The 25,695-nt window shown below is 71.4% G+C and carries 22 protein-coding genes; 8 read left to right on the top strand and 14 right to left on the bottom strand.

Annotation, left to right across the window (positions count from 1 at the left end; translation table 11 throughout):
- Positions 1-28: 28 nt before the first annotated feature.
- Positions 29-1,294 (bottom strand): serine hydrolase domain-containing protein, encoded by a 1,266-nt coding sequence (locus tag Q9R08_RS03540; protein WP_308866656.1) that lies wholly within the window; start codon positions 1,292-1,294, stop codon positions 29-31.
- An 80-nt stretch (positions 1,295-1,374) separates the two neighbouring features.
- Between Q9R08_RS03540 and Q9R08_RS03535 the strand changes: the two genes are divergently transcribed.
- Both Q9R08_RS03535 and Q9R08_RS03530 read left to right on the top strand, forming a co-directional pair.
- Positions 1,375-1,701 (top strand): DUF2470 domain-containing protein, encoded by a 327-nt coding sequence (locus tag Q9R08_RS03535; RefSeq protein ID WP_308866438.1) that lies wholly within the window; start codon positions 1,375-1,377, stop codon positions 1,699-1,701.
- 45 nt (positions 1,702-1,746) lie between these two features.
- Positions 1,747-2,400, top strand: a complete 654-nt coding sequence (locus Q9R08_RS03530; RefSeq protein ID WP_308866437.1) for a biliverdin-producing heme oxygenase — start codon at positions 1,747-1,749, stop codon at positions 2,398-2,400.
- Positions 2,401-2,419: 19 nt separating this feature from the next.
- Here the strand turns inward: Q9R08_RS03530 and Q9R08_RS03525 are convergent, their stop codons facing one another.
- Both Q9R08_RS03525 and Q9R08_RS03520 read right to left on the bottom strand, forming a co-directional pair.
- Positions 2,420-3,784, bottom strand: a complete 1,365-nt coding sequence (locus Q9R08_RS03525) for an ATP-dependent DNA helicase (protein ID WP_308866436.1) — start codon at positions 3,782-3,784, stop codon at positions 2,420-2,422.
- A 9-nt stretch (positions 3,785-3,793) separates the two neighbouring features.
- Entirely contained in the window at positions 3,794-4,276 is a 483-nt protein-coding gene (locus tag Q9R08_RS03520; RefSeq protein ID WP_308866435.1) for a MerR family transcriptional regulator, read from the bottom strand.
- A 54-nt stretch (positions 4,277-4,330) separates the two neighbouring features.
- On the opposite strand from Q9R08_RS03520, the gene Q9R08_RS03515 reads away from it, so the two are divergent.
- Positions 4,331-5,164 (top strand): NAD(P)/FAD-dependent oxidoreductase, encoded by an 834-nt coding sequence (locus Q9R08_RS03515; RefSeq protein ID WP_308866434.1) that lies wholly within the window; start codon positions 4,331-4,333, stop codon positions 5,162-5,164.
- A 97-nt stretch (positions 5,165-5,261) separates the two neighbouring features.
- On the top strand, positions 5,262-6,422 hold the full coding sequence (locus Q9R08_RS03510) for a hypothetical protein (protein ID WP_418001308.1): 1,161 nt from the start codon (positions 5,262-5,264) through the stop codon (positions 6,420-6,422).
- A gap of 45 nt (positions 6,423-6,467) precedes the next feature.
- On the opposite strand, the gene Q9R08_RS03505 is transcribed toward Q9R08_RS03510, so the two are convergent.
- The 3 genes from Q9R08_RS03505 to Q9R08_RS03495 all read right to left on the bottom strand — a co-directional run bounded on the left by Q9R08_RS03505 (position 6,468) and on the right by Q9R08_RS03495 (position 9,780).
- Positions 6,468-8,447, bottom strand: a complete 1,980-nt coding sequence (locus Q9R08_RS03505) for a bifunctional copper resistance protein CopD/cytochrome c oxidase assembly protein (protein ID WP_308866433.1) — start codon at positions 8,445-8,447, stop codon at positions 6,468-6,470.
- A 125-nt stretch (positions 8,448-8,572) separates the two neighbouring features.
- Positions 8,573-8,860, bottom strand: coding sequence for an HU family DNA-binding protein (locus Q9R08_RS03500; RefSeq protein WP_045301792.1), 288 nt, complete (start codon positions 8,858-8,860; stop codon positions 8,573-8,575).
- A gap of 323 nt (positions 8,861-9,183) precedes the next feature.
- Positions 9,184-9,780 (bottom strand): TetR/AcrR family transcriptional regulator, encoded by a 597-nt coding sequence (locus tag Q9R08_RS03495; RefSeq protein WP_308866431.1) that lies wholly within the window; start codon positions 9,778-9,780, stop codon positions 9,184-9,186.
- A gap of 223 nt (positions 9,781-10,003) precedes the next feature.
- Here Q9R08_RS03495 and Q9R08_RS03490 point away from each other — a divergent pair, with 223 nt between their 5' ends.
- The gene (locus Q9R08_RS03490; RefSeq protein WP_308866430.1) at positions 10,004-10,858 is read left to right on the top strand and encodes an alpha/beta hydrolase; all 855 of its coding nucleotides are present in this window, start codon (positions 10,004-10,006) and stop codon (positions 10,856-10,858) included.
- A gap of 151 nt (positions 10,859-11,009) precedes the next feature.
- On the opposite strand, the gene Q9R08_RS03485 is transcribed toward Q9R08_RS03490, so the two are convergent.
- Positions 11,010-12,218: an alpha/beta hydrolase gene (locus tag Q9R08_RS03485; protein ID WP_308866429.1), complete on the bottom strand. Its 1,209-nt coding sequence runs from the start codon at positions 12,216-12,218 to the stop codon at positions 11,010-11,012.
- Positions 12,219-12,359: 141 nt separating this feature from the next.
- On the opposite strand from Q9R08_RS03485, the gene Q9R08_RS03480 reads away from it, so the two are divergent.
- The gene (locus tag Q9R08_RS03480) at positions 12,360-13,232 is read left to right on the top strand and encodes a potassium channel family protein (protein ID WP_308866428.1); all 873 of its coding nucleotides are present in this window, start codon (positions 12,360-12,362) and stop codon (positions 13,230-13,232) included.
- A 375-nt stretch (positions 13,233-13,607) separates the two neighbouring features.
- On the opposite strand, the gene rpsN is transcribed toward Q9R08_RS03480, so the two are convergent.
- From rpsN to rpmB, 3 genes are read right to left on the bottom strand one after another with little or no spacing between them, the layout of a single operon-like run.
- A complete protein-coding gene (gene rpsN, locus Q9R08_RS03475; protein ID WP_163615787.1) occupies positions 13,608-13,913 on the bottom strand; it encodes a 30S ribosomal protein S14 in 306 nt (101 codons plus the stop codon).
- A 3-nt stretch (positions 13,914-13,916) separates the two neighbouring features.
- Positions 13,917-14,087, bottom strand: a complete 171-nt coding sequence (gene rpmG / locus Q9R08_RS03470; RefSeq protein ID WP_005051772.1) for a 50S ribosomal protein L33 — start codon at positions 14,085-14,087, stop codon at positions 13,917-13,919.
- Entirely contained in the window at positions 14,087-14,323 is a 237-nt protein-coding gene (gene rpmB, locus Q9R08_RS03465) for a 50S ribosomal protein L28 (protein ID WP_013584774.1), read from the bottom strand. The genes rpmG and rpmB overlap by 1 nt, the downstream gene beginning before the upstream one ends.
- A gap of 392 nt (positions 14,324-14,715) precedes the next feature.
- Between rpmB and Q9R08_RS03460 the strand changes: the two genes are divergently transcribed.
- Complete coding sequence (locus tag Q9R08_RS03460) at positions 14,716-19,908, top strand: SCO7613 C-terminal domain-containing membrane protein (protein ID WP_308866427.1); 5,193 nt, start codon at positions 14,716-14,718, stop codon at positions 19,906-19,908.
- Here the strand turns inward: Q9R08_RS03460 and Q9R08_RS03455 are convergent.
- Positions 19,892-20,569, bottom strand: a complete 678-nt coding sequence (locus Q9R08_RS03455; RefSeq protein ID WP_308866426.1) for a DNA-3-methyladenine glycosylase — start codon at positions 20,567-20,569, stop codon at positions 19,892-19,894. The genes Q9R08_RS03460 and Q9R08_RS03455 overlap by 17 nt on opposite strands.
- Positions 20,570-20,643: 74 nt before the next feature.
- Between Q9R08_RS03455 and Q9R08_RS03450 the strand changes: the two genes are divergently transcribed.
- Entirely contained in the window at positions 20,644-22,275 is a 1,632-nt protein-coding gene (locus Q9R08_RS03450; protein WP_308866425.1) for an MFS transporter, read from the top strand.
- A 75-nt stretch (positions 22,276-22,350) separates the two neighbouring features.
- Here the strand turns inward: Q9R08_RS03450 and Q9R08_RS03445 are convergent, their stop codons facing one another.
- Genes Q9R08_RS03445 through Q9R08_RS03435 form a run of 3 tightly spaced genes read right to left on the bottom strand, consistent with a single transcriptional unit; the run spans position 22,351 to position 25,592 of the window.
- Positions 22,351-23,784 carry a hypothetical protein gene (locus Q9R08_RS03445; protein ID WP_308866424.1) on the bottom strand — a complete coding sequence of 478 codons (1,434 nt, stop codon included), beginning with the start codon at positions 23,782-23,784 and terminating at the stop codon, positions 22,351-22,353.
- Positions 23,774-24,646 carry a TIGR03943 family putative permease subunit gene (locus Q9R08_RS03440; RefSeq protein ID WP_308866423.1) on the bottom strand — a complete coding sequence of 291 codons (873 nt, stop codon included), beginning with the start codon at positions 24,644-24,646 and terminating at the stop codon, positions 23,774-23,776. Before Q9R08_RS03440 ends, Q9R08_RS03445 begins: the two co-directional genes overlap by 11 nt.
- A complete protein-coding gene (locus tag Q9R08_RS03435; protein WP_418001307.1) occupies positions 24,639-25,592 on the bottom strand; it encodes a permease in 954 nt (317 codons plus the stop codon). Before Q9R08_RS03435 ends, Q9R08_RS03440 begins: the two co-directional genes overlap by 8 nt.
- Positions 25,593-25,695 lie beyond the last annotated feature (103 nt).

The raw sequence follows: 25,695 nt of genomic DNA, 5'->3' as shown, positions 1-25,695 counted from the left end.
GCACCTCCCGAGCCCGCTCGGGCTTGCACTACGTGGCCGGCGGCGTGCACACCGCGGCGCCGGCGATGGCGTCGTGGTACTGCTCGGGCGTCCAGGGGAGACCGGCCTCGGGCACGGTCTGGCCGGTCGCTGCGGGCGCCTTCGACGCGATGGCCGCGAGCTCCCACGCGAGGTACTCGCCCACCGCGCCGTCGGCGGCGGAGTTGTTGAGCACGACGGCGACCGTCAGCCCGGTCACCGGGTCGGCGAAGGCGGCGGTGATGTAGCCGGGCACCTTGCCGTACTGCCCGATGAGGGATCCCGCGATCAGCGCACCGCCGCCGGCGGTGTACCACGACGGGCCGTCGGCGGCGACTGCCACCGGAGCGCCGAAGCGGTCGTCGTCCTTCACGAGGGCACCGGAGGCGAGCGCCTGCACGTAGCGGCCCAGATCCTCGATGTCGGTGACGGCGCCCGCATCGGTGAACCCTGTGCTCGAGGACGCGGTCGTCAGGTCGATCGGGGCAGCGCAGTCGAGCGCGCCCTCGGGAGTGTTGACGGACTGCCCGCCCTTCAGCACGCCCTCTTCGGGGAGGTCGCCGAGGGCCGTCGCGTCGAGGCCGAGCGGATCGGCGACGTAGGTCTGGATGAGCTGCGCCGCCGTCATGTCGGTCGCGCGCTCGAGTGCGAGGCCCAGCAGCAGGTACCCGGCATCCGAATCGCGGTACGCCGCACCCGGCTCGCCCGACCGGGGCTGCCCGAGCCCGAAGCTCGCGAGGTAGCGCGGATCCCATTCGCGCGCAGGATTCGCGATCCACGATGAGTACAGCTGGCCCGCGTACGAGCCGATCCCCGACGTGCCGTCGCAGAGCTCGAGCAGGGTGACGTCGGCGAGGTCCGGCACGCCCGACACGTACTGGGTGACGCTGTCGTTCAGCTTCAGCTTGCCGTCGGCGGCGACCTGGAAGAGCACGTCGCACGTCATGGCACGCGTCACCTTGCCGGCACGGAAGACGAGATCGGCGGTCACATCGCCGCCCCCGTCAGGACGCTGCGTGCCGAGGCCCGCCACCCAGGTGCCGCTCCACGGCGCCCAGACGCCCACGATGGCGCCGGAGGACCCGGTGGTGCCCATCGCGTGGGTGACCGCATCCGTCAGTCGCTGCACCGTCTCATCCGGCAGGGTGGCCGCCGCCTGCGCGGGCAGGTCGGGTTCGACCTCGCCGCCGAACGAGCAGCCCGCCAGGAGCAGAGCGGACGCGACGGCACCGGCGATGACCGCGATGGCGCGGCGACGTGTTGACCGGGTCCGCATTCTCACCCCCCGACGATCGTGCATTGAATTCAAACACACACCGGTGGCTTGCGTTGCACGGCGATCCGTAGGGTGTGAGCATGACCCACCTCTTCGACGACGATGCCCTCACGGGTGTGCTCGGCCACATGAACGGCGACCACGGCGATGACAACCTTCTGATCACGCGGGCGTTCGCTCCGGACGCGGGTCTCACGACGGCCGAGATCACGTCTTCGGTCATGACCGGGTTCGACGGCGCGCGCGGGGTCTGGCAGGCGACGCTCGCCGACGGTTCGACGGCCGAGGTCGCGGTGCCGTGGCCGTCGGGTCCGATCTCGGAGCGCCGGGAGGTGCGCCGCGAGATCGTCGCGCTGTACGACGAGGCGTGCCGGCGTCTTGATGTCGTGCCCCGACCGCACGCATAGGAAACTTTTAGTTAGGTTGGCCTTATCTTCAGTTAGCATGAAGGTATGAGCGACCTGATTCCGTTCTCCGCCGCGCTGCGCGAACGCTCGAGCAGCTCGCACTCGTCGAGTGAGCACTCCGGCTTCATGGCCGATCTCATGAAGGGGGAGGGCACCCGTGACGACTACGTCGCACTCGTGGCCCAGCACTGGTTCATCTACGAGGCGCTCGAGCGCACGGCGGGCCAGATGCGCAAGGATCCCGTCGCCGCGGTCTTCATCTCCGACAAGCTCACGCGCCTTCCCGCGCTCGAGGCCGACCTGGAGTTCCTCGTCGGCCCCGACTGGCGCGAGCGGATCGAGCCGCTGCCGACCACTCGGCGGTACGTCGATCGCATCAACGAGGTCGGCGCGACCTGGGCCGGCGGCTTCGTGGCGCACCACTACACCCGCTACCTCGGCGATCTGTCGGGCGGTCAGTTCATCGGCCGGCTGATGGCCCGTCGCTTCGGGTTCGACACGAACGGCATCGGCTTCTACCTGTTCGAGGACATCGCCGATCCGAAGGCGTTCAAGGACGTCTATCGCGAGCAGCTGGACGCCGCCCCGTGGGATGCCGCCGAGCAGGAGCGCGTCATCGACGAGGTCCTGCTCGCCTACCGCTTCAACACCGAGCTCTTCGAGGACCTCGCCCAGGCGAAGGCCGCACAGGTCGCCTGAGCCGAGGCGGCGGTATCGGCTAGGACACCGCCGCACCCCGCACGGCCGACGCCATGAACCGGCGCACGTCGGGGTCGACCTGGATGTCGCGCGGCCGCAGCGGTCGCGAGAGGTAGAGCCCGTCGAGCGAGGTCAGCCGCGACAGCGCGACGTAGGTCTGCCCGGGCGCGAAGGCTCCGGACCCCAGGTCGATGATCGCGCGGTCATAGGTCTTGCCCTGCGACTTGTGGATCGTGACCGCCCAGGCGAGGCGCAGCGGAAACTGCGTGAACTCGGCGACGATGTCGCGGGTCAGCTGCTTGGAGCCGGGGTCGTAGGAGTAGCGGTACTTCTCCCAGACCGAAGGCTCGACGTCGAACTCCTCGCCCTCGACGTCGACGCGCACGGTCTCGCCGGCGATCCGGGTGACCGTGCCGATCGTGCCGTTGACCCAGCGTGGCGGCTCGCCGAACGATCCGGTGTCGTTGCGGAGGAACATCACCTGGGCGCCGACCTTCAGCTTGAGCTCGATGTCGGCGGGGTAGGCGGCCTCCCCGCGTCCGAAGTCGCCGCTGACCTCCGCCATCGCCGTCTGCTCCCGCCCGACGAGCTCGTTGAGGTGCCGGCGGTTGATGTTGTTGACGATGTCGTTGCGGGTCGCGAGCGTGATGATCGGGTGCTCGCCGTCCACGGGGTCGGGCGGAGTGCGCGCGCCGGTGCCGTTGAGGACCTCCGCGATGTCGGCGGTCACGCGGCCGTATCGCACCGCATTGAGCATCGCCTTGAACGCCGGGTCGGATTGCCGGTGGATGTCGACCAGCTCGCGGATGTTCAGGTCGGCGCCGTACGAGCCGACGTCGAGGATGCCGTCGCTCGCCGCCTCGCCGACCCATACCTTGGCGTCGAAGAACCAGAACGAGCGGTAGTGGTCGCGCACGTACCGCAGCTCGTCGCCCCGCGGTGGCACGGGGGCCAGCTGGTAGGGGTCGCCGAACATCACGATCTGCGCGCCGCCGAAGGGCTCGCCGCGGCGTCCGCGCGCCTTGCGCAGGGAACGATCGATCGCGTCCATGAGGTCGGCGTTCACCATCGAGATCTCGTCGATGACGAGGGTGTCGATGGCGTTGAGCAGCTTGCGCGTCGCGTCGGACTGGTCCTCGTCGTGCGCGCCGATGATCCCGAGGGGAAGCTTGAACAGCGAGTGGATCGTCTGGCCCTCGACGTTCAGCGCCGCGACGCCCGTCGGCGCGCACACCGCGATCTGCTTGCTCGTGTTCCATGCCAGGTGCTGCAGCAGCGTCGACTTGCCGGTGCCGGCCCGGCCCGTGACGAACACGTGTTCGCGGGTGTCTTCGATGAGCCGGAACAGCGCCTCCTGCTCGGGGGACAGCGGCGGGGTGTTCACCGATTCATGCTAACGAGCCGCCGCCGCATCGCGGCCGTGCGCGCCGCGATCGGTGGAGTGCACGCCGTTGTCCACAGGCGTCTCGGCCTCGCGCCAGGTGCCGGTGCCGGCCACGACCTCGTCCATGATCGCCCGGAACCGCGGGCACGTCGTGATGTCGTGCGAACGGCAGTTGAGGGCGTGCTCGGTCATCAGCCGCGAGCGCTCCATGTCGGCCATCCGCCGTGCGAGGTCGGCGAGGTGCTCCTCGAGCACGCGATGACGCTCGGGCGCCTGCTCGTCAAGCAGCACGCCGATCTGCTCCAGGCTCATGCCGGCGCTCTTGCTGCGCACAATCACGCCGATCCGCACCAGGTCGTCGCCGCCGTAGCGCCGTCGGTCGCCGCTGTCGCGTTGCGGGTGCAGCAGACCCACGTCCTCCCAGTGCCGCAGTACGTGCGTGGGCAGCGAGAACCGGGCCGCGGCATCCCCGATCGACAGACTTGACTTCATGTCGACATGAAGTCACAGGATCGATTCGGACGCAACCCGACGAGAGGATCACCCATGTACGACGTCATCGTCATCGGCGGCGGGCCCGCAGGCCTCCAGGCCGCCCTCACCATCGGCCGCATGCACCGGAGCGTGCTGCTGCTGGACTCCGGGGATTACCGCAACGCCACCGTCGAGCACGCGCACAACCTGCTCACCAACGACGGCCGCAGCCCCGCCGAACTGCGCCGCATCGCTCGCGCCGAGCTCGCCGCCTACGACACGGTCGCGGTGCGCGCGGACCAGGTCACGGCGGTCACCGGCGCGATCGGCGGCTTCGAGGTCACCACGACGGCGGGCGCCGAGCGTGCTCACCGCCTCGTGCTGGCGACCGGCATGCGCGACGAGCTGCCCCCCGTTACCGGGCTGGCCGAGCAGTGGGGCCGCCGTGTCGCCCAATGTCCGTTCTGCCACGGCCACGAGTTCGCCGGGCAGCGCATCGGCATCCTCATCGAGGGCGAGCACAGCGCCATGATCGAAGGGATGCTGCGCCCTGTCGTCGCCTCCGCATTCATCGCCCGTCCGGCCGACATCGCCGAGGTGAGCGAGGTCGACGGCGGTCTCGAGCTCGCGCTGGTGGGGGGCGGAGCCGAACGGGTCGCGGGGGTCTTCACGGCCGCGACGTCGACCCAGCGCGCACCGTTCGCGGAGCAGCTGGGCTGCGGCATCCTGCCGAGCGGCGGCGTGGAGATCGACGCGCTGGGCCGCACGACCGTGCCCGGCGTCTACGCCGGCGGCGACATGGCCCACCTCGCCGCGGTGCCGGGCCCGATGGTCTCGCTGGCGGCGGCCATCGCGTCCGGCCAGCTCGCGGGGGCGAGTGTGGTCCGCGACGCGATCATGGCCTGACCTGGGCGAACGAGCGCTGCCCGCGCGCAAGAGACGGGGGGTCCAGAATGTTTCCGTCCACAGCGGCCTCCCGGCGAGACTTTCCTAGACTGGCCGGGTGGACCAGGGGGCGTTGGACACGGCATCCGGTCGCGCGAGCGCGCCTCCGGCCGTCGCGGCGACCCCCGCGCCCGCGGCCGGGACCACCGAGCGACCTCTCATCCAGCCGCCGCGCAAGGCCCGCGAACGCCGTCGTCTCGCCGTCGACCTCTCGCTCCTCGGCCTCGTCGGCGTCCTGCTGCTCCTGGCGGTCTTCGCCGCGTGGGGCGTGATCGAGCGCCAGTTCTACAGTCCGAAGGCGTTCGTCGAACGCTACGTGGACCTCCTCGCCGAAGGACGCGCGGCCGATGCGCTCGCCGTGCCCGGCGTGGCCGTGACCTCGGCCGAGCTCGAGGCCGCCGGGCTGCCGTCGACGGCGTCCGAGGCGCTCCTTCGCAGCGCCGCACTCGCGCCGATCAGCGACGTGGAGGTCGTCTCGCAGGAGCAGGACGGCGACGTCACGCACGTGACGATCGAGTACCAGGCGCGCGGGTACGACGGCCGCACGACGTTCTCCGTGGAACGCGACGGCACGATCGGCCTCGCCCCGACCTGGCGGTTCGCCGAGAGCCCGCTCGCGGTCATGAATCTCGGCGTCAGCGGATCGATGGTGTTCGACGTCAACGGCTTCGAGATCGACAAGCGTCAGGTCTCGCCGGACGGGGCGGATGCCGACCCCGCCGCGCCGGTCTCGCTTCTGGTGTTCTCTCCGGGCTTGTACTCGGTGTCGGTCGACACGGCGATCTCGAGCACCCCGGGAGTCGCGGTGCTGTCCGACAGCCCGTTCCACGCGATTCCGGTGAACGTGCAGGCGCAGCCGACGGAGAAGTTCATGAGTGTCGTGCAGCAGAAGGTCGAGGAGTTCCTGACCGCCTGCGCGACCCAGGAGGTGCTGCAGCCGACCGCCTGCCCGTTCGGCTTCTTCGTCCAGGACCGGATCGTGTCGCTCCCGAAGTGGTCGATCGTGCAGCAGCCGACCGTCGCCGTCGAGCCCGCTGGCGCCGGCTGGTCGATCCTCGCCGCCGAGGCCGTCGCGCACATCGACGTCGACATCCGCTCGATCTTCGACGGCCGGGTGCGCCCCGTGAGCGAGGACGTGCCGTTCATCGTCAAGGGCACGATCACGGTGCAGCCGGACGGCACCGCGTCGATCGTGGTGACGGGCCCCGACACCAACTGAGCCCGCTGCGCCCGCGTCGACGGCCGGGCGCCAGCGGGATACCCGTCAGCCGCGGGTGCGCGCGTCGCGCTCGGCGAGCGCGGCGAGACGGGCGTTGTACGCCTCGAGCTCGGCGTCGCCGGTGCGGTCGGCGTGCCGATCGCGGCGCTTGGTCTCGCGATCATCGCTGCGGCTCCACTGGATCGCGACCGTGATGGCGAGGATGAGCGTCGGGATCTCGCCGATCGACCAGGCGATGCCGCCGCCGGTGTACTGGTCCTCCAGCGGAGTGGCGCCCCAGGTGCGCCCCATCGAGCCGAACCACTCGGCGATCATGAGGCCCTCCTGCATCATGATCGCGATGCCGAAGAAGGCGTGCATCGCCATCACGCCGATGAGCAGCAGCAGCCGTCCGGGATAGGGCAGGCGGTAGGGGACCGGGTCGATGCCGATGAGGCTCATCACGAACAGATAGCCCGTGATGAGGAAGTGCGCGACCATCCACTCGTGCCCGAGGTGGTCGTAGAGCGACCAGCGGAACAGCTCCGTGTAGTAGAAGACCCAGAGCGACCCGACGAACAGGCCGGCGGCGACGAAGGGGTTGGTCAGCACGCGGGCGACCGGTGAGTGCACCGCCCACAGGATCCACTCGCGGCCACCGCGCGTGCCGTCGTCGCGCTTGTGGATCGCCCGCGCGGCGAGTGTGATCGGCGCGCCCGGCACGAGCAGCAGCGGGATCGCCATGGTGAGCAGCATGTGCCCGACCATGTGCATGCTGAACAGGTAGTCCTGGTAGACGTTGATGACGCCGCCGGTGACCCAGACGAGCAGCAGCCAGCCGGCCACCCACATGATGGTGCGGTACAGCGGCCACGCGTCCCCGCGGCGACGCAGCCGCCAGACTCCGACGAGGTAGAAGAAGATCGCGAAGCCGGCGACGATCGCCCACAGCAGGTCGATGTTCCACGACGTGAGCCAGCGGTCGAGCGTCAGCTCGGGCGGCAGTGGGGCATCGGTCAGGCGCTGCGCCGGGGTCGGAGTCTCGGGGATGAGGGGGGCGACCGGCGGGGGGGTGCGGGCGAGGGCCGCCGCCGCACCGCTGGCGGCGCCCATCAGCAGGAGCTCGAAGCCGACGAGGGTCCAGAACGACCGTGTGGCCCGATCGGTGTCGCGCATGCGACCGATCAGCCGCGAGCGGTACCAGGCGCCGAACAGCCCCAGCGCGATCAGCGCGAGCACCTTCACGCCGAGGATGACGCCGTAGGGCGACAGGAGCGCCGACCAGTCCCGCAGCCCGATGGCGGCGCGCACCGTTCCTGACACCGCGACGACCGCGAAGGCGGCGAGCGCGATGCTCGAGTAGCGCCCGACCGTCGCGGCACTGTCCTCGCGCGACTGCAGCGGTCGCACGATGACCACGAGCAGCAGTCCCCCGAGCCACACCGCCGCCGCGAGGATGTGCAGGATCAGGGCCGTCATCGCCTCGTGGTGGAAGGCCTCCTCGCCGGAGTGGCCCTGGGTCCCCATCGGGACGAGGGATGCCGCCGCCAGCAGTGCGACGAAGAAGGTCGCGGTCCACGATCTGACGGCGAAGGTCAGCACCGTGAGAGCGGCGCCGGCGAGGGTGGTGATGAGCCACGTACGGCCGACCTCGGTCTCGACGATGTAGCGGCCGAGCTGGGCGCCGAACTCGGGGCCGATGCTGATGACGGGGTTGAACGCGTCGATGAACGTAAGGAATCCGGTCGCGGCGGCGGCCATCGTGAACACCGCCGCCGAGATCGACGCCGTGTCGAGCGCGATGTCGAACTCGCGCTCGCCGGCGCGGAGGGTGAAGAGCGCGGTGACGAGCACGCCGACCATGCCGGCGGCCGAGAGGTTGACGACGAGCTTCGCCGTCGGAAGCCCCCAGCGCACGAACGGCCCGGGGTCGGCGAGAGCGAGGGGCGCGGCGCCGCCGCCGAAGGCGAGCGCCCACACCATCACGGCGAGGGCGGCCACGATCAGCAGCACGGGCCCGACGGCCCGCAGCGCGCGGGGGTTCACCCCACAAGCCTACGTTGCGGCAAGCGGCAGGATTCCCGGTCGAGGCCGCCACCCCTGGTGCCGCAGAGACAGAGAGAGGGGATGCCGCGGGTCGCGGCATCCCCTCTCCGGAGGTCTGCGTCGGATTACTTGACGGCAGCCTTGAGCTTCGAGCCCGCGGTGACCTTGACGCGCTTGCCCGCGGGGATCTTGATCTCCTCGCCGGTCTGCGGGTTGCGGCCGGTGCGAGCGGAGGTGGCGACCTGCTCGAACGCGATCCAGCCCGGGATCGAGACCTTGCTGCCGGCGGCGACCGCGTCGGAGACGGTGGAGAAGAGGGAGTCGAGCACGCCCGAGACGGCCGACTGGCTCTGGCCGGTCGCGCTCGCGATGCTCGCGACGAGTTCGGTCTTGGTGATGGTCTTGTCGGCCATGTGGTTGTCCTCCAAAGACGACGGATGCCGTCTTGTCATTGCTGGGACCGGACGGCTTCGCCCCCCGGCTGGTCTGTTCGACCGGGACCGAATGTACCCGACACGACCGACAGATCCGCGTATTTTCGCGGATTTCCGAGGTTTTGGACCGCGTGTCGTGTGACTGATGTGACAGATGAGGCTCTTGGGACGCACTGCGACTGCTGCACGGGCCTCGGCGTCGATGGTGCAAGCCCTGGACAGGAGGCCGGAGCCCGAGGGTTCCGGCCTCTTCTCGGTGCCGACGCCGAGGCCGCTGCCCGCGGTGCCGCAGGGTGGTGGGTTCAGTCCCGACGTGCCGCCGCGATGAGCTCGCGCGCCGTGCGCGCGAACGCAGGGCCGACGCGGTCCTGGCCGTCGAGGTAGCCGCCGACGAGGGCGGCATCCCGCAACAGCACGAGGGATGCCGCGACCGCCTCGGGATCGCGCAGCCGCGCGCCCTCGGCAAGCTGCCGGAGCGTGGCCCGGAACCACCGGCGATGGTCGGCGATGAGGTCGCGCACCGGTCCCTGGTCGGGGTACTCGGCCGCAGCGTTGATGAAGGGGCACCCGCGCGTGTGGCGCTCCCGGATGTCCTGCTCGATGCCGGAGATGAAGAAGTCGAGCAGCACGCCGGGGTCGTCCGAGGCGGCCGCAGCCTGGGCGAACAAGCCGCGCAGCCCCTGGTCCTCGCCCTCGAGGTAGGCGAGCACGAGACCCTCCTTGCCCGCGAACTGTTTGTACATCGTGGCGCGGGTCACGCCCGCCTCCTCGATGATGCGATCGACGCCGACGGAGTGGATGCCCTCGTTGTAGAAGAGGTCGGTCGCCGCCTGAAGAAGCCGCTCGCGGGCGGGCGACGGACGATGTGCCGCGGTCGTCGCGGCGACGGTGGTGCTCATGGATCCCCCTCCAGTCGTCCATCGTGTCATCGTTTCGCCTACTGATCGGGCGGGAAGCGAGGACCCGAATAGGGCTCCGGAATCTTTTCAAGATTTTCTGGGAACAGTCTTGCACAGATAGAACGTTCGGTCTACTGTCGGTGACATCAGCCGGAACCGGACCAGGATCCGAAACCTGAGACCTCATACAACCCACCGCGACACCGCACACAAGGAGATCGAAATGGCCACCACGACCAAGACCCCCATCGTCCTCATCCACGGACTCTGGATGACCCCCAAGAGCTGGGACACCTGGGCCGACCGCTTCCGCGCAGCCGGGCACCAGGTCATCGTCCCCGGCTGGCCCGGCATCGACGACCGCACGGTGGAGGACATCCGGAACAACCCCGAGGCACTGAAGGGGATCGGCCTCAAGCAGATCGCCGACAACTACGAGCGGATCATCCGCGAGCTCCCCGAGAAGCCCATCATCATCGGCCACTCCTTCGGGGGAGTCCTCACCCAGATGCTCGCCGACCGCGGCCTCGGCGTCGCCTACGTGGGCGTCGCGCCCGGGCAGACCGCCGGCGTCACGACCCTTCCCCTTTCGACGCTGTGGACCGGCACACCGATCCTCGCGAACCCGTTCGGCAAGAACGGCGCCAAGCCGCTCTCGAAGCGCCACTTCCACTTCACCTTCGGTAACGACCTTCCCCGTGCGGAGTCCGACAAGCTGTGGGAGGAGTTCGCGGTGAACTCGTACAACCGGGTCTTCTTCGAGGGGGTGCTCTCGGTACTGAACGAGAAGGGCGGCGTCACCCACGTCGACTACGGCCGCACCGACCGCGCGCCGCTCCTGATCATCACCGGCGAGATCGACCATGTCGTGCCGCCGGCGATCGGCGAGGCGATCGTGAAGAAGTACCAGAAGTCGGGCAGCCCCGCGATCGTCGAGTACAAGACGTACCCGGGCCGCACCCACCGCCTGGTGAGCCAGGACGGCTGGGAGGAGATCGCCGACTACGCGCTCGAATGGGCGACGACGCACCAGGTGCGCAAGACGGAGCAGGCTCCCGAGGCGGAGGCGGCGCAGTAACCGGATGCCCCGCCTCGGCGCAGCCGGAAACCAGTCCGCCGCTGAGCCACCACGGCCCCGTGGTGCCACAGCGGTCGAGTGGTGTCTCGGCCGGTGTCCGCGGTGGGACGCCGAGGCCCGGGGCTCGCGAGAGCCCCGGGCCTCGATCGCGTCAGGCGTGCAGGCGTCGCAGAGCGGCGACGACGTCGTCGTGCCAGCGCCGCGCGGCGGGCAGCGCCGCGGTGAAGATCGGGGTGTCGTGGGTGACTCCCAGGTACCGCACGACACTCGCATCCACGCCGGCCCGCCGCAGCGCCGCGCCGTACGCCTCGCCGTCGCCACGGAGCGGGTCGTACTCCGCTGTCAGGATCACCGCCGGCGGCAGTCCCTCGAGCGATGCGGCAAGGAGAGGTGAGGCATAGGGCTCACGGGCCTGGCGCGGGTCGGCGAGGTAGGTGCGCGCCACAGATCGCAGCTCACGCAGCGCGATGAACCGCGGGATGCCGAGGGCTCGCGTCGCCCGGAGGTCGAGGTGACCGCCGGTCAGGTCCACCACGGGGACCTCGAGCACCTGCAGCCGGAGGGGACGCTGCCCCCGGTCGCGATTGATCAGCGTCACCGCGGCGGCCAGATTCGCTCCGGCCGACGTCCCGGCGACCCCGATCCTGCGGGCGTCGATCCCGAGCTCGTCGGCGGTGTCGAACAGCCACTCGAGCGCCGCGTGCGCCTGCTCGACGGCAACCGGATACGGATGCTCGGGCGCGAGGGCGTAGTCGACCGCGGCCACCGCGACGCCGGCGTCGCGCACCCGACGCCGGTTCGCGGCATCCGTGGTGGGATATCCGATGCCGCCGATGCGGAATGCGCCGCCGAAGAACGACAGCACGCCCGGCACACCCTGCGCCGGAGGATCGTCCGGGTCCGGGTGGTAGACGCGCACCCGCACGTCAGGGTGTCCGGGCACTTCGACGACGTGCTCGGTGGTGCGGATACGCGGACCCGCGAGACCCACCTTGTGCAGCTCGCGACGATCCCAGGCCAGGGCGGCTTGGCGGTGGCGTGCCCGCTTACGGGCGTTCGGTGCGAGGACCGGCTCCGCCGCGGCGGACGCCTCGGGTCCGGTGTCCTGCGGCGGGGCGGTTTCCTTCGGCGGGGCGGTTTCCTTCGGCGGGGCGGTGTCCTTCGGCGGCGCGGCGGCTGCCGGCGTTGCACCGCCTCCCATGCCGGTCATCGCCGCCGGCCCCTTTGCGAACGGCCACAGCGCGCTCAGCCGCGAGCGCACCGAGCCCAGCGCCTTGTCGAAGAGATACCTGCGGTGCACACGCAGGCGCTCCTCGAAGAACGGATCCAGCGGCATCCATCGCTCCCCTGTAGACGTCATGCCGAGTGTAGAGCCGGGGCCCCGCGACGTTCACGGGTATTGACACCGGCCGGAAACCGGGAGCGGACGAGCGCGCGCCAGAAGGACTCCGCACGTCGTGAGAGCCCCCGGCGAGACGTGGCCCAGCGGTACTGTGGCGACATGTCCGCGGTCAGCACCATCGGCGGCATCATCCTCATCGTCGTCGCACTCAACGACGTCTTCCACACGCTTCTGCGTCCGTCCGCGACCGGCCGGCTGACGACCCTCGTGTTCCGCGGCACCTGGTCGATCGCACGTCGGCGGGCGGCTCGCATCCATATCAACGGTCCGCTGACGGTGGTCGCTGCTATCTCGGTGTGGATCGTCCTCATCGCCGTCGGCTGGGCGCTGATCTATCTTCCGCACATCCCGGACGGGTTCTCGTACAGCGCCGGAGTCGACCCCGCCAGCTATCACGGGTTCGTCGAAGCCCTGACGTTCTCGCTCGTCGCGCTCACCACGCTCGGCCTGGGCGATGTCGTGCCGATCGACCCGGTCATCCGCGCGCTCGCCCCCCTCGAGGCGCTGACGGGCTTCGCACTGCTGTCCGCAGCAGTGTCATGGTTCATGCAACTGCATCCCGCACTGACACGCCGACGCGCCGTGGCGATCGAGCTGACCGCTCTGAGCGAAGCCGGGATCACCCGGATGCCGGACAGCATCTCCGCGGCGCACGCAGTGGCAATCGTCGAGTCGATTTCCCGCTCGCTCGCCGCGGTGACGGCCGATCTCGTTCAGAACGCCGAGATCTTCTACTTCACGGAGAAGGACGAGCGGCTCTCGAGTTCACGAGCACTGGCATACGCGCTGCAGTTGCGCGATGCTGCGATTGCCGCACCGACCTCCGACGTCCGTGCGGCCGGCGGCGTCCTCGCGCGCATCCTCGACGAACTGGCGCGTGTGGTCAGGACGAGGTACGTGCACGCGGCCGGCGAATCCACCGACGACATCCTGCGCGCCGCCGCGGGAAGCCACGGCCACGCCTGGAGTTGAATCCGAACGTGCAGAATCCCCGGATGAGTCTCCAGCTCACGATCGAGGGGATCGCCGATCGCGCAGGCGTGAGCAAGAAGACGATCTACCGCTGGGGCCGTCGTCGAAGGGCGCGGTGCTGCTCGACGCGGTCTCGGAACTCGCCAACCGGACCGCGCGCCACGGCGACACGGGGGATCTCGCCGCCGACATGCGCGCGCAGCTCAGCAACGTCGTCGCGATCATCAGCCCACAGGACACGTCGCCGCTCGCCGAACTCGTGGCGGAGGGCACTGGGATCCCGCGCTGGCGGCATCCCTCCGGGAGAGATGCAGAAGGCCCGGAGTTCCGAGGAACTCCGGGCCTTCCGACTGCGGTCTCAGCGACCGGGAATGCTTACCAGCTCGACTTGGTCACGCCGGGCAGCTCGCCACGGTGCGCCATGTCACGGAAGCGGACACGCGAGATGCCGAACTTCGTGAGGACACCGCGGGGGCGGCCGTCGATGACGTCGCGCGAACGCACGCGCACCGGCGAGGCGTTGCGGGGCAGCTTCTGCAGGCCCACGCGAGCGGCTTCGCGCTCCTCGTCGGTCGACGTCGGCGAAACGAGCGCCTTCTTCAGCTCGGCGCGCTTGGCGGCGTAGCGGTCGACGACCGCCTTGCGCTGCTCGTTGCGCGCGATCTTGCTCTTCTTAGCCATGGATCAGCGCTCCTCTCGGAATTCGACGTGCTTGCGGATGACCGGGTCGTACTTCTTGAGCACGATGCGGTCGGGGTTGTTGCGGCGGTTCTTGCGCGTGACGTAGGTGTAACCCGTGCCCGCGGTGGAACGCAGCTTGATGATCGGACGGACGTCCTGAGCCTTCTTGGCCATCAGAGCTTCACACCCTTCGCCTGGAGGTCACGCACGACCGCCTCGATGCCGCGAGCGTCGATCACCTTGATGCCCTTGGCCGAGACGTTGAGCTTGATGTTGCGACCCAGCGACGGAACGAAGTAGGTCTTCTTCTGCACGTTCGGGTCGAAGCGGCGCTTCGTCCGGCGGTGCGAGTGCGAGATGTTGTGACCGAAGCCGGGAACTGCTCCAGTCACCTGGCACACTGCTGCCATAGTGATGTCTCCTTAGTACCGTGGAGCCGGACGGCCCCACCCAAGATCCCTTGTCTGCACCCTCCGACAAGCCGACGGACCGGGATCAACCGGCCTGGGGCGTGAGGATGAGGGCGCGAACTGCGTGCTGGAGTGCGCGCAGACAAAGAGACAGTCTAGCACGCACGGCGTGTCGGGCTTGACGCGCACGATGTGCGCCGTCCGCGGCACCCTCCGCCGACGGGGTTCGACCCCGGAGCGACGTATTCCCCTGCCGGAATCCATCCTGACAGCTCGTCCAACGATAGCCTTCTGCACGACGACGGCCCCTGCGGTTGTCTACAAACTCTGCCGCGCGTGATTCCCGCTGGTGGAGCATGTTCGTCATTCCGGCGTGGGAGAGGACGACGCAGATGACTGAGCCGCTTGGCGAGACCCGGTTGTGGCCGGCGTCGCCGTTCGATCTCGCCGACGCGCATCGCTGTCCGTCGTGCTTCGCCGCCATCACGGCGGCCACCTGCCCGGCGTGCGGCTTCGAGCTCACCGACCCGCGCGCCGTGGGTGTGCTGGAGCTCGGCCGCCAGATCGTGTCGGTCGAGCTCGCGCGACAGCAGCTGATGGACGAGATCCGTCTCGCCTCGGCGTCCGAGGCGTCGCCGAGTGCTGTGCACGCGGAGTTGACGGATGCCGCAGCCCCGCAGCCCGTGGCGGCCGGCACCCTCGTCGACTCGACAGTGAGCCCCTCCGTCGCACCGCCGGCCGTCGTCGCACCGCCGACCGTCGTCGGACCATCGACCGTCGCGGACCCGTTCATCGCGCGCGAGCCCGTCGCCGCGCCGGACGCCCCGGCGGTCGCGCCGGAGCCGGTGACGGCGTGGACGCCGAGCGAGGCCGATCCCGCCGCGCCACTCGGGGTGACGGCATCCGCGCCTCGTCGCCGGCTCACGGTGCCGGTGCTGCTGCTCATCGTGGGCGTCTCGCTCGTGGGTGTGGCCGCCGTGTTCTTCCTGCTGCTGGCCTGGTTCGTCGCGGTCCTCGAGGTACGGGCGCTCATCATCGGCGGCATCACGCTCGCGACGGTCCTGCTCGCCTCGTGGCTGCGGCGCCGCAAACTCGGTGCGACGGCCGAGGCGATCGGCGTGCTCGGTGTCGGCCTGCTCGCACTGGATGCCTGGGCGGTCCGGGCGAACGACCTGTTCGGCGCGGGCTCCACGGATGCCGCCGTCTACGCGGGTGTCGCGGCGCTCGTCGTCGCGGTCGTGTGCCGGCTGTGGGCGAGGATCTCCGGCTTGCGCGGCCCCGATCTCGCCGCCTCCCTCGCACTGCCGGCGGGCGTTGCCTTCCTCGTCGGCGGTCTGGTCGACCTCCCGATCCCGGAGGCGGTGACCGCGGGATTCCTCGGCGCGGCCGTCGGGGGCCTTGCCCACGCGCTGCCCGCGCCGTGGTCGGCGGCGAGGAGCGGTGCGGCCGGCGCGCCCGAGCGTCTCATCCTGGCGCTGGCGGGGATCGGCTCGTTGATCGCCGCTGCCGTGACTGCCGCGGTGGCGACCGGAGAGGCCGCCCCCGTGGTCGTGTGGTCCAGCGCTCTCGTGGCGGTGCTGGGGGCCGCGCACTCGTGGGCCGCGCATCCTCGCGCAGGCGTCGCATCGCTCCCTGGAGCCGTCGTGATCGCGGGCGTCGCCTCGAGCGTCGCGGCCGCCGCGGTGGGCCTGGCGGGCTGGCAGCTCGCCCTGCGTCTCGACGAGCCGGTGTTCACCCTGTTCGTCGGCCCGGTCCTTGCGGTGATGACCGCGGTCGCGCTGGACGTCGCACGCGCGCGAGGAGTGTCGCATGCACTGGTTCCCGCCACCCTCACCGCCGCGGTCATCGGCGCGGGCTCGATCGCGGGAACGCTCGTCGTCTGGCTGCTGCAGGCGCAGTCCGCCGTCGCATCGGGATGGACCCTGTGGCACACGGACGCCTTCGCCCTCCCGGTCTCAGCCCCCGCAGCGCCGGTGATCGCAGTGGCGGCGGCCGTCGCGATGGCAGGACTCCTCTTCGCCGCGCCCACGCTCCGGCGGCCGGTGCTGAGCGACCTGCGCGCCGTGGTCGTCGCGGTGCTGCTGCTCGCGGCGGCCGCGCGGACGGCCATCCCGGCGGTGCTCGTCGGGACGGCCCTGCTCGTCGCGGTGGCAGGCCTCGTCGGCGCCGCCCGCGCCACTGCGCACGCCGCGAGAGAGGTGCGCGGCTCCGGACCGGTCGACGGAGCTCCGGCGACTCCGACAAGGAACGGCACGCATACCGAGCCCGCCCGCCGTCGGGCACCGGCACCCCGGGTTCTTCCGCTCGAGGGCTCCAGCATCGCGGGTGCGATCGCCGTGATCACCGCGTTCGCCGCGGGCACCGCGACCCCCTGGCTCTGGCTGATCGGCGTGGCCGTCGCAGCCGGCTACCCGGTCGTGCTGCGCGCAGCCCGGCGCGCCGCCGGGCCGCTCGCCGTCGCGCTCGCGCTGGCACCCGTCGGGGTCGGCGTCGTGGCCGCGGTCATCGCGCCCGCCGCCCTCGGCGCCGCCACGGGCCTCACCGGCTCGGGACCCGCCGTCGCCCTCGCGCTCCTGCAGTGGGTCGCCCTGGCGACACTCGCCGCGGCCGCCTTCCTGCGCATCGACACGGCGAGCCGCATCGGCCTCGCCGTCGCGGGCTACGCGCTCACGACGTCGACGCTGGTGTGGACGCTGGTCGCGGCGGCCGACGACGTGGCGACGGATGCCGCGACCGCGGCCACCGTCGCCGCCGTCGGCGAACCGCTGCTCGGGCTGGTGCGGGGCGTCGCGCTCCTCGCGCTGCTGGCGCTCATCGCCGTCGGCCGCACGCGGCTGCGCGGACACGCGGTGGCCGCCGCCGCCCTGCTCATCGCCCCGGCGATCGCGTCGCTCGGACACTCCGCCCTCGACATGGCAGGCGCGAGCGACGAGGGATGGGCGACGCTCGTGCTGGCCGCGGGGCCGGTGCTCGTCACCATCGCCACCGCCGCGATCGCGCTGCTCGCACCTGCCCGAGCGCTCGCGCCCGGTGCCCCGGGTGCACCGGCGGCCTCGGGTGCGCCGGCGGCCTCAGCTGCACCGGCGACTCCGGCCGCGGCGCTGGCCGGGGCCCACGGCCCCGCCACGCCGGACGGGCCCACTATCGCCCCGCTCCGGGCACGCACCGCCGCCGATCTCGGCGCGCTGCTGACGGGGCTGTGCATCGTCTGGGGCATCGCCCCCGACCTCGTCTGGGCACTGCTCGCACTGGTCGCCCTCGCGTGCGGCGCGGCATCCGTCACCAGAGGCTGGGCCGCACCCGCCGCGAGCGACCCGGCCGACGACCGCTTCGCCACGCGACGCCCCGGCGCCCCGGTCGGCGCGGCGCTGCGGCGCCTTCTCGCCTGGCCGGCGGTCGTCGCGGCGTGCGCGGCGTGGTGGACGCTTCTCGGCGCCGGCACCCCCGACACCGAATTCACGCTCGAGGCGTACGCGATCCCGGTGACCGTCGTGCTGACGGGCCTTGCCGCGATCCTCGTACGCCTGCGGCGTCGCGCGGAAGCGAGCGTCGCCCTCGGCGTCGCCCTGATGGTCGGCCTCGTCTGGCCCGCCGCGATGACCTGGGTCGCGGTGAGCATGTCCGGGGTGTCGCCGTCGGCGGACGAGCCGCTGTTCGGCACGATCGTCGCGCTGGTCGCAGCGGCGATGTGCCTGCTGCTCGCGTCGCCGCCGATGCGCGGCATCCGTCCGCCGTCGGTCGTCGGCTCGGTGGTCGCCCTCCTCGCCCTCGGGCTCGTCACGGTCGATCGCGCGATCGAGTGGACGCCGGGCGCCTGGCCGTGGCAGACGGCGTGGCTCGCGCTCCTCGTCGCCGTCGCGTACGCCTCGGGCGTGGGGTTCGCGGGCGCACGTCCGGAGCGGATGTCGTCGCGCGGGTATGCGGTCGCGCTGCCGCCGATCGCGCTCGGGGTGGCATCGCTCATGGTGCTCGGCTCCGTCGGGCACGGCGCCGTCGTGACCGGCGCGCTCGCGGTGCTGCTCGCCGCGCACCTCGCCTCCGCCGCGATCGGGCGAGCGCCGTTCGCCCGCGCGACCAGGTGGACCGCGCTGACCGGCGCCATCACCGTCGCAGCGGTGTCGGTACTCGCCGGCGGCACCGGGGAGATCGAGTTCGCCACGCTGCCCGTCGCCGCGGCGTGCGGGCTCGGAGCCGTGCTGGCGGCGCGGCGGCACCGCAGGGCGGGGTCGGCGTGGCCGGCCGGCGAGCAGTACGTGTGGTGCGCCGCGCTGGTACTCGCCACCGTGCCCAGCCTCCTCGTGGCGGCCGAGCCCGCGCGGGTCTGGCTGCTCATCGGCATCGCACTGATCGCCGCGGTCGCGATCTCCCTCACTCCGATCCCCGACGCGTGGCGGGTGCGGGTGCCGTCAGCGCTGATCCTCACCGGTGCCGCGCTCGCGATGGGCGTGCGCGTGCTCATCGATCCGTGGTTCGACCTCGGTGACGCGGCCGCCGCCACGGCGGCGGTGGGCGCGGTCGTCGTCGCGGTCAGTCTCACCGCGACCGCCGTCACCTTCGCCGAGGCCCGCCTCGCGGCCGGGCTCGCTGCCGGGGGCGTCGTCCTGCTCGCCACGACCACTCTGCTGCGTGCCGGGGACGACCCGGCGGCCGTCGCGGTGACCGTGGCGATCGCGGGCGTGGCCGCCGTGGCGGGGGCTGCCGTCCTCGGGCTCCGGCGGTGGGCCGCCCTGGGCGCCGTGCTCGCCGTCGGCGGGCTCGTCGTCGCGGCCGTCGGCTGCGGCGTCCGCTTCCTCGCCGTCGCCGGCGATCCGGGCTTCGAAGCGGACCTGTGGGTGACCGCGGCCGCCGGGATCGCGGTGGCGGTCGCCATCGCCGCGATGCGCGCCACGACGTCGCGGCGCGTGGACATCACCGTCGGCACCGGCCTCGCCGTCGCCACGGTGCTCGTCGGGGCGGCTGAGCTGACACTGCTCGCGACGAGCATCGGCCTGGACGAGGTGCGGACGGCGACCACCATGACGATCCTGACCGCGGCCGCGTACGTCGGCGCCGTCCGGCGCGGCCGGCTGGGAGCCGCGCCCGCCGTCATCGCGGCCCTGACCGCCGCCGTCTTCGGCGTGCTGGCGTTCTTCGCCTTCGGGGTCGACCCGGTGGAGCTCGTGACGGTGCCGGCTGCCGTCGGCGGCATCGCCTACGGTGCCCGCACGCTGGTGCGCCGGCCGGAATCGCGGACCTGGCCCGCGCTCGGTCCGTGGCTCGCGCTGCTGCTGCTGCCGTCGCTGCTCTACGACTTCTTCGGCGAGGCCGAGCTGTGGCGGATCGTCGCGCTCGGCGTCGTGGCCGTCGGCCTGGTGGTCGTCGGAGCGGTCTTCGCGCTGCAGGCGCCGCTCGTGCTGGGGTCGGCCGTGGTGCTCGTGCACGGAATCGCGCAGCTGTGGCCGTGGATCTCGACGTCGTACGTCGCGGTGCCGTGGTGGCTGTGGCTCGGGATCGGAGGCGCCGTGCTGATCTTCATCGCGGCGCGCTACGAGCGCCGGGTCCAGCAGCTGCGGAAGGCCATCACGGCCGTCACATCGCTTCGCTGACCTCGCGCGCGCCGCGCCCCCATCGGAAGGGCGACACGGTGGGGTCTCCCGGAATCCAGTACCGCCACGGGAACTCGGCGGTGCCGGCGATGCCCGCAACGCCCACTCTCGGGCCTGACGCCACCTCGGCGAGCGGTTCCGCGAGCAGCTCGAGGCGCGCGACCGCGCCGTGATGCGGCGTGCCCATGATCGCGTCGATGCCGTCGTGCACGGGATGCCGGAGCCCCACGGCGTCGCCCAGCCGGCCGGGTCCGCGCGCGAGGTCGCGCGGCGTGCGGGCGGCCGGACGACGGCGAGCGGCGGCATCCGTCCCCTCCATCACCTGCCCCGCCCGCAGCAGCACTCCGCCGGCGATCCCGTCGGGACCGCACACCACGTTGACGCACGAGTGGATGCCGTGGCTGAGGTAGACGTACAGGTGGCCGGGCTCGCCCCACATGGTGGCGTTCCGCGGCGTCGGCCCCATGCGCGCATGCGAGCCGGGGTCGGGCACCGTGCCCGTGCCGCGGCCGTGGTACGCCTCGACCTCGGTGAGCCGCACCACCACCGTCTCGCCCTCGACCACGGTCGTGAGCCGGGCGCCGAGCAGGCCCGGCGCGACGTCGGCGGGAAGGCCCTGCAGGTCGGCGCGGGTCGCCGCTCGCCAGAGGTGCCGCACCATGCCGCCGAGTCTACGTCCGCGCGTCAGGTGCCCGGCGGTCTCGCCGGGGTCGCCGCGGGCAGTACTGTTCGCGCATGGGGAACTGGTTCGCACTCGTCCTGCTGAGCGTCTCGCAGTTCATCATGGTGCTCGACAGCACGGTGATGAACGTCTCGATCTCGACCGTCGCGTCCGACCTCGGCACCGACATCTCGGGCATGCAGGCCGCCATCACCTTCTACGCGCTCACCATGGCGGCGTTCATGCTCACCGGCGGCAAGCTCGGTGACCGCTGGGGGCGCAGTCTCGCGTTCCGGATCGGATCCGTCGTCTACGGCATCGGCTCGCTGACGACCGCGTTGAGCCCCAACCTCACCGTCCTCATGATCGGGTGGTCGCTCGTCGAGGGCCTCGGCGCGGTGCTCGTGATCCCGGCCATCGCCGCCCTCGCGGCGATCAACTACGAGGGCCGCGCCCGCGTCGTCGCGTTCGCGGTGCTCGGCGCCGTCACCGGCGGGGCCGCGGCGGCCGGTCCGCTCATCGGCGGGCTCGTGACCACGTACTCCTCCTGGCGCTACGTCTTCGTCGCCGAGGCGATCGTGATGACGCTCGTGCTGATCGTGTCGGGGCGCATCAAGGACGTCCCCGGCGACCGCACGCTGCGCATCGACCTGCTGAGCGTCGTGCTGTCGGCCCTGGGCCTCGCGCTCCTCGTGTACGGCATCCTGCAGAGCAAGACGTGGGGCTGGTTCGTGCCGCTGGATCCCCCCGTGATCAATGGCCAGCCGTTCGCCCCGCTCGGCATCTCGCCCGTCGCCTACATGATCCTGCTGTCGCTCGTCGTGCTGTGGCTGTTCGTGAAACGCCAGCAGCAGCTCGAGCGCACCGGACGGGTGCCGCTCCTCAAGGTCAGCCTGCTCCGCAACCCGGCGCTGCGCAGCGGCCTCACGATGTTCATGGCGCAGTACTTCGCGATCGCCGCGCTCTTCTTCGTCATCCCGGTGTACCTGCAGACGATCCTCGGCTTCGACGCCCTGCAGACAGGCCTCAAGATCCTGCCGCTCTCTCTCGGGCTCATCCTCTTCTCAGTGCTCGGCTCGCGGCTGTCGACGGTCCGCTCCGCCCGCAACCTCGGCCGCATCGGACAGCTCACGCTCGGCGTCGGCGTGCTGCTGGTGTTCGTCGCCGTGCAGCCGGAGCTCGCCGACTGGCTGTTCGCGACCGGCATGTTCGTGGTCGGCGCCGGCTTCGGGCTGCTCGCCTCGCAGCTCGGCAACGTCAACATGTCGGCCGTGGAGCAGTCCGACACGTCCGAGGTCGGCGGGCTGCAGGGCACCTTCCAGAACCTCGGCTCGTCGTTCGGCACGGCGATCGTCGGATCCGTCTTCATCCTGCTGCTGACCTCGGGGTTCACCGGGGCGGTCCAGCAGAGCACGACGCTTCCCGACGACGTGCGGGAACAGGTCGTCGCCAGCGCGTCGAAGGGCGCGCCCGTCATCTCCCAGCAGCAGGCCGAGGATCTCTTGACGGATGCCGGAGCCGACCCCGACGCCGCGACCGAGGTCGCCCGGCTCTACGCCGACACGCAGGTCGAGTCGCTCCGCCAGTCGTTGTTCTTCGTGTTCGCGCTGACAGTGCTCGCGCTCCTGCTGTCGACCGGCCTGCCCTCGAGGATCCCGGTGCCGGCCGCGCCGAAGGAGTCCGCGTCCGGCGCACCCGGACCCTGAACGGCGGCCGCCCGGTCCCTGAACTCCGGCCCGCCCGGTCCCTGAGCTCCGGCCCGCTGTGCTCGTCGAAGGGCGTCAGCGGGGCGGCACCTGGCACCACGAGATCGCGGCGCCGTTCAAGGCGACGACCGGTTCGCCGTCCGCGACCTGGAGGATGCGCGTCTCGGGCTGTGCGGGAAGCGGCAGCTGGTAGGTGTCGTACGCGTTCGAGACTGCGTCGGGCGCCACCAGCAGTGCGACGTACCGCGCGCTGGGTGACACGCAGACCTGGATCACGGCATCCGTCTCGCCGATCTCGGTGAGCATGGTCGTCGCACCTTCGGGGCCGACGCGGGCGACGGACGTGCGCCCGGTCGGCATCCCGTCGCCGTCGAGCACCGCCGCAGTCCGGATCGTCGAGCCGTCGGGGAGCGGCGTCACCGAGCTCGTGCCGCCGAGGTCGACGTCGGGGGTCACGAGCTGCTGCTCGCTCGCGTCGGTGAGGTCGATGACGGAGGACTGGTCGACCCGGTCGACGACGGCCTCGCTCGACCCGCGCGCGATGCCGTCGATGGCGATCGCCGCGCCCAATGCGGTCGGGGCGCCGGCAGCGGCATCCGATCCGGTCAGCATCAGCGAGCCGTCGAACGAGAGCAGCAGGATGCTGTCTGTGTCGGGCACGAACCGCCACTCCGCAACGCGGGGGTCGGCGCCTTCGATCTCGATGGCTACCGGGTCGGCGTCGGGGTCTCCGAGCGAGGCAGTGAACAGGCGGCTCTCGCGGCCGGAGTCGGCGTCGAGGTGGGCGTCCGAGAAGGTGTAGCCGATGCGCTCACCCCGGTCGGCGCTCTGCAGGTTCGACACGTACCCGTCACCGCCCTCTTCGACCGGCAGTGGCAGCTCGCGCGCATGCTCGCCGTCGAGGTCGGTGACGATGAGCCCGGCCTTGTCGTCATCGGTGCGCACCGACACCACGAGATGCGCGCCGGTCTCGCGGAAGTCCTCGATGTGGGGGTGCCGGAACACCGGCACGGCGTTCTGACCGGTCAGGTCGGTGCGATAGATCAGGTCGCCGTCGTTCGTGCCGCGCTGCAGCAGGAACACCTCGGCCGGCGGCGTGCGGAAGCTCTCGGTGATGGTCGCGGTCGGCCCTCCCCCGAGGGAGGCGACGCCGTCGATGGTGACGGTGTACTCGGTGTCGTCCCAGAGCGGCAGCGTGAACCGCACGCCGACGCTCCGGCCCGACGTGTCGACGGCGAACGGGGTCGCCGGGGTGATCGTCACCTGCGACTCGTCGATATCGGCGAGCGACTGGGTGGTCGTCACGATGAGACGGGAACCGGATGCCGCCGCCGCGGCCGCGGGGTCCACGTACGCGTCGGTGACCCGCGGCCCCTGCGCGACGCTCGCCGCCGCCCCGGCCAGGCCGAGCACCGCGAGCAGGCCCACCACGACCCCGAACGTCACGACGAAGGCGCGGCCGCGGCGACGCCGCGACCGCGTGCGCCGCGGGAAGGCGTCAGTACTCATACGGGTCCTCGGGCTCGGCGATCTGCGCGATGTCGGCGGCGTCGACGACGAGACGCCCGTCCGACGAGGAGCGGACCGTGCCCGTGATGGTCACCCACTGCCCGGTATCGGGCGACGGCGCCGCGCCCACGATCGGCAGGCTCGCGGGCTGCGCGTCGATGACGCAGTGCGTGATGATCAGGCGCGTCAGCTCGAAGGCGCCGTCGTCACCCGGAGTGACGAAGCCGGTGAGCTCGACCGTGTCGCCGTCGAACGCGTCGGGGTTGGTCGCCGTCGCGAACACGGTCGCCCAATCACCCACCCCGAACGACGCGGTGTCGCCGGTGGAGGCGAGCTGCACGGTGTCGGCGCCGCCGAACAGCGGCGTCGCCCCCACGTCGCGCGACATCGCGAGCTCGGCCGACAGCGACGCAGGCGGCAGCACGAGCGTCAGCACGACAACGCCCGAGGCCGCGATCCCGCCCAGCACGGTGGCCGCGATCGCCGCCGGATGCCGTGCGTCGTGGTCGTGCGCCGGCTCGTCGGCGATGCCGTGCTCGTGGTCGTGCTCGTGGCCGTGGTCGTGGTCGTGGATCCCCGTGGATTCGCGAGAGGGCATGTCTCGCCGCGTGGGCTGCTCGGCGTCCGCGGAGGCGGTCCCGTGGTCGTGGCCGTGATCGGCCTCGGCGCCCAACGGCAGCGCGAACGACGCCACGGCGCCGACGAGCACGAAGACGGCCATCGAGACGGCGAACCAGGTGGAGTCGGGGTTGATGTACAGCCCGAGCCGATCGGTGAGCGCGAGCGAGAGGGTGACCACGGCGAGGGCTGCGGCGAGCCCGACTCCGAGCCACCGCGTGCCGACGAATCCGGCGTTACGCAAGGAGGTTCACCGCCGTCCCGATCGCGAACGCCGACAGCAGCACCACGACGACGATGCCGCCGAGCGTGCGCCACGTGAAGGTCGTCCGCATGAGAGCCAGCATCTTGACGTCGACGAGCGGCCCCACCAGCAGGAAGGCGACGATCGACCCGGGAGTGAACGTCGAGGCGAACGACAGCGCGAAGAACGCGTCGACGTTCGAGCAGATCGAGACGACCATCGCGAGGGCCATCATCGCGACGATCGACAGCGCGGGGTTCGAGCCGATCGCGAGCAGCGCGTCGCGCGGGATGAGCACCTGCACCGCCCCGGCCAGCGCCGAGCCGATGATGAGCGCGGGCATGACCGCGCGCAGCTCGACCACGAACTGGGCCAGCGTGCGCCGCCACTTGCCGCCGGGCTCGTGGACCACGAGCTCGCACGTGTCGCGGAAGCGGTCGGTGAGGAGGGCGTCGGGAGACGGATGCCGCGAGTACAGCCATCCGATCAGGTTGGCGATCGCGTACCCGCCGAGGATGCGCGCGACGAGGATGCCGTCGCTGAACCCGAACGCCTGGTGCGTCGTCAGGATCACGATGGGGTTCACGATCGGCGCCGCGATCAGGAACGTCAGCGTCTCGGGCACCGAGAACCCGCGCATGAGCAGGCCACGCGCGAACGGCACGTTGCCGCACTCGCACACCGGCACGATCATGCCCAGCAACGACAGCACCGCGCGACGCGCCCACGCGCGGCGCGGCATCCATCGCTCGATGACGCCCGGGGGCACCCACACCTGCACGACGATCGACAGCACCACGCCCAGCGCGACGAAGGGCAGCGACTCGATGAGCACGCTGATGGCGAGGGTGAGCCCGTCCTGTGCGCGGGTCGGAAGGGACGCCGGGAACAGCGTGGGCGCGAGCCAGTCGATGAGGAAGAGGCCCGCGACGAGGGCGAGCCCCACGCCGAGCCACAGCGCGGCGCGTGCCTGTGCGGACGGGCCGGGGGCGGAACCCGGGGAACGGTGGCGGTGCCCGGCGCCGGACTCGGCTGCCGATCCACGCGCG

Origin of the sequence: Microbacterium psychrotolerans, assembly GCF_031085295.1 — a bacterium.
Classification (GTDB): Bacteria; Actinomycetota; Actinomycetes; order Actinomycetales; family Microbacteriaceae; genus Microbacterium; species Microbacterium psychrotolerans.
The sequence above is the reverse complement of the archived record's forward strand: the minus strand, read 5'-3'. Positions and strand labels throughout refer to the sequence as shown.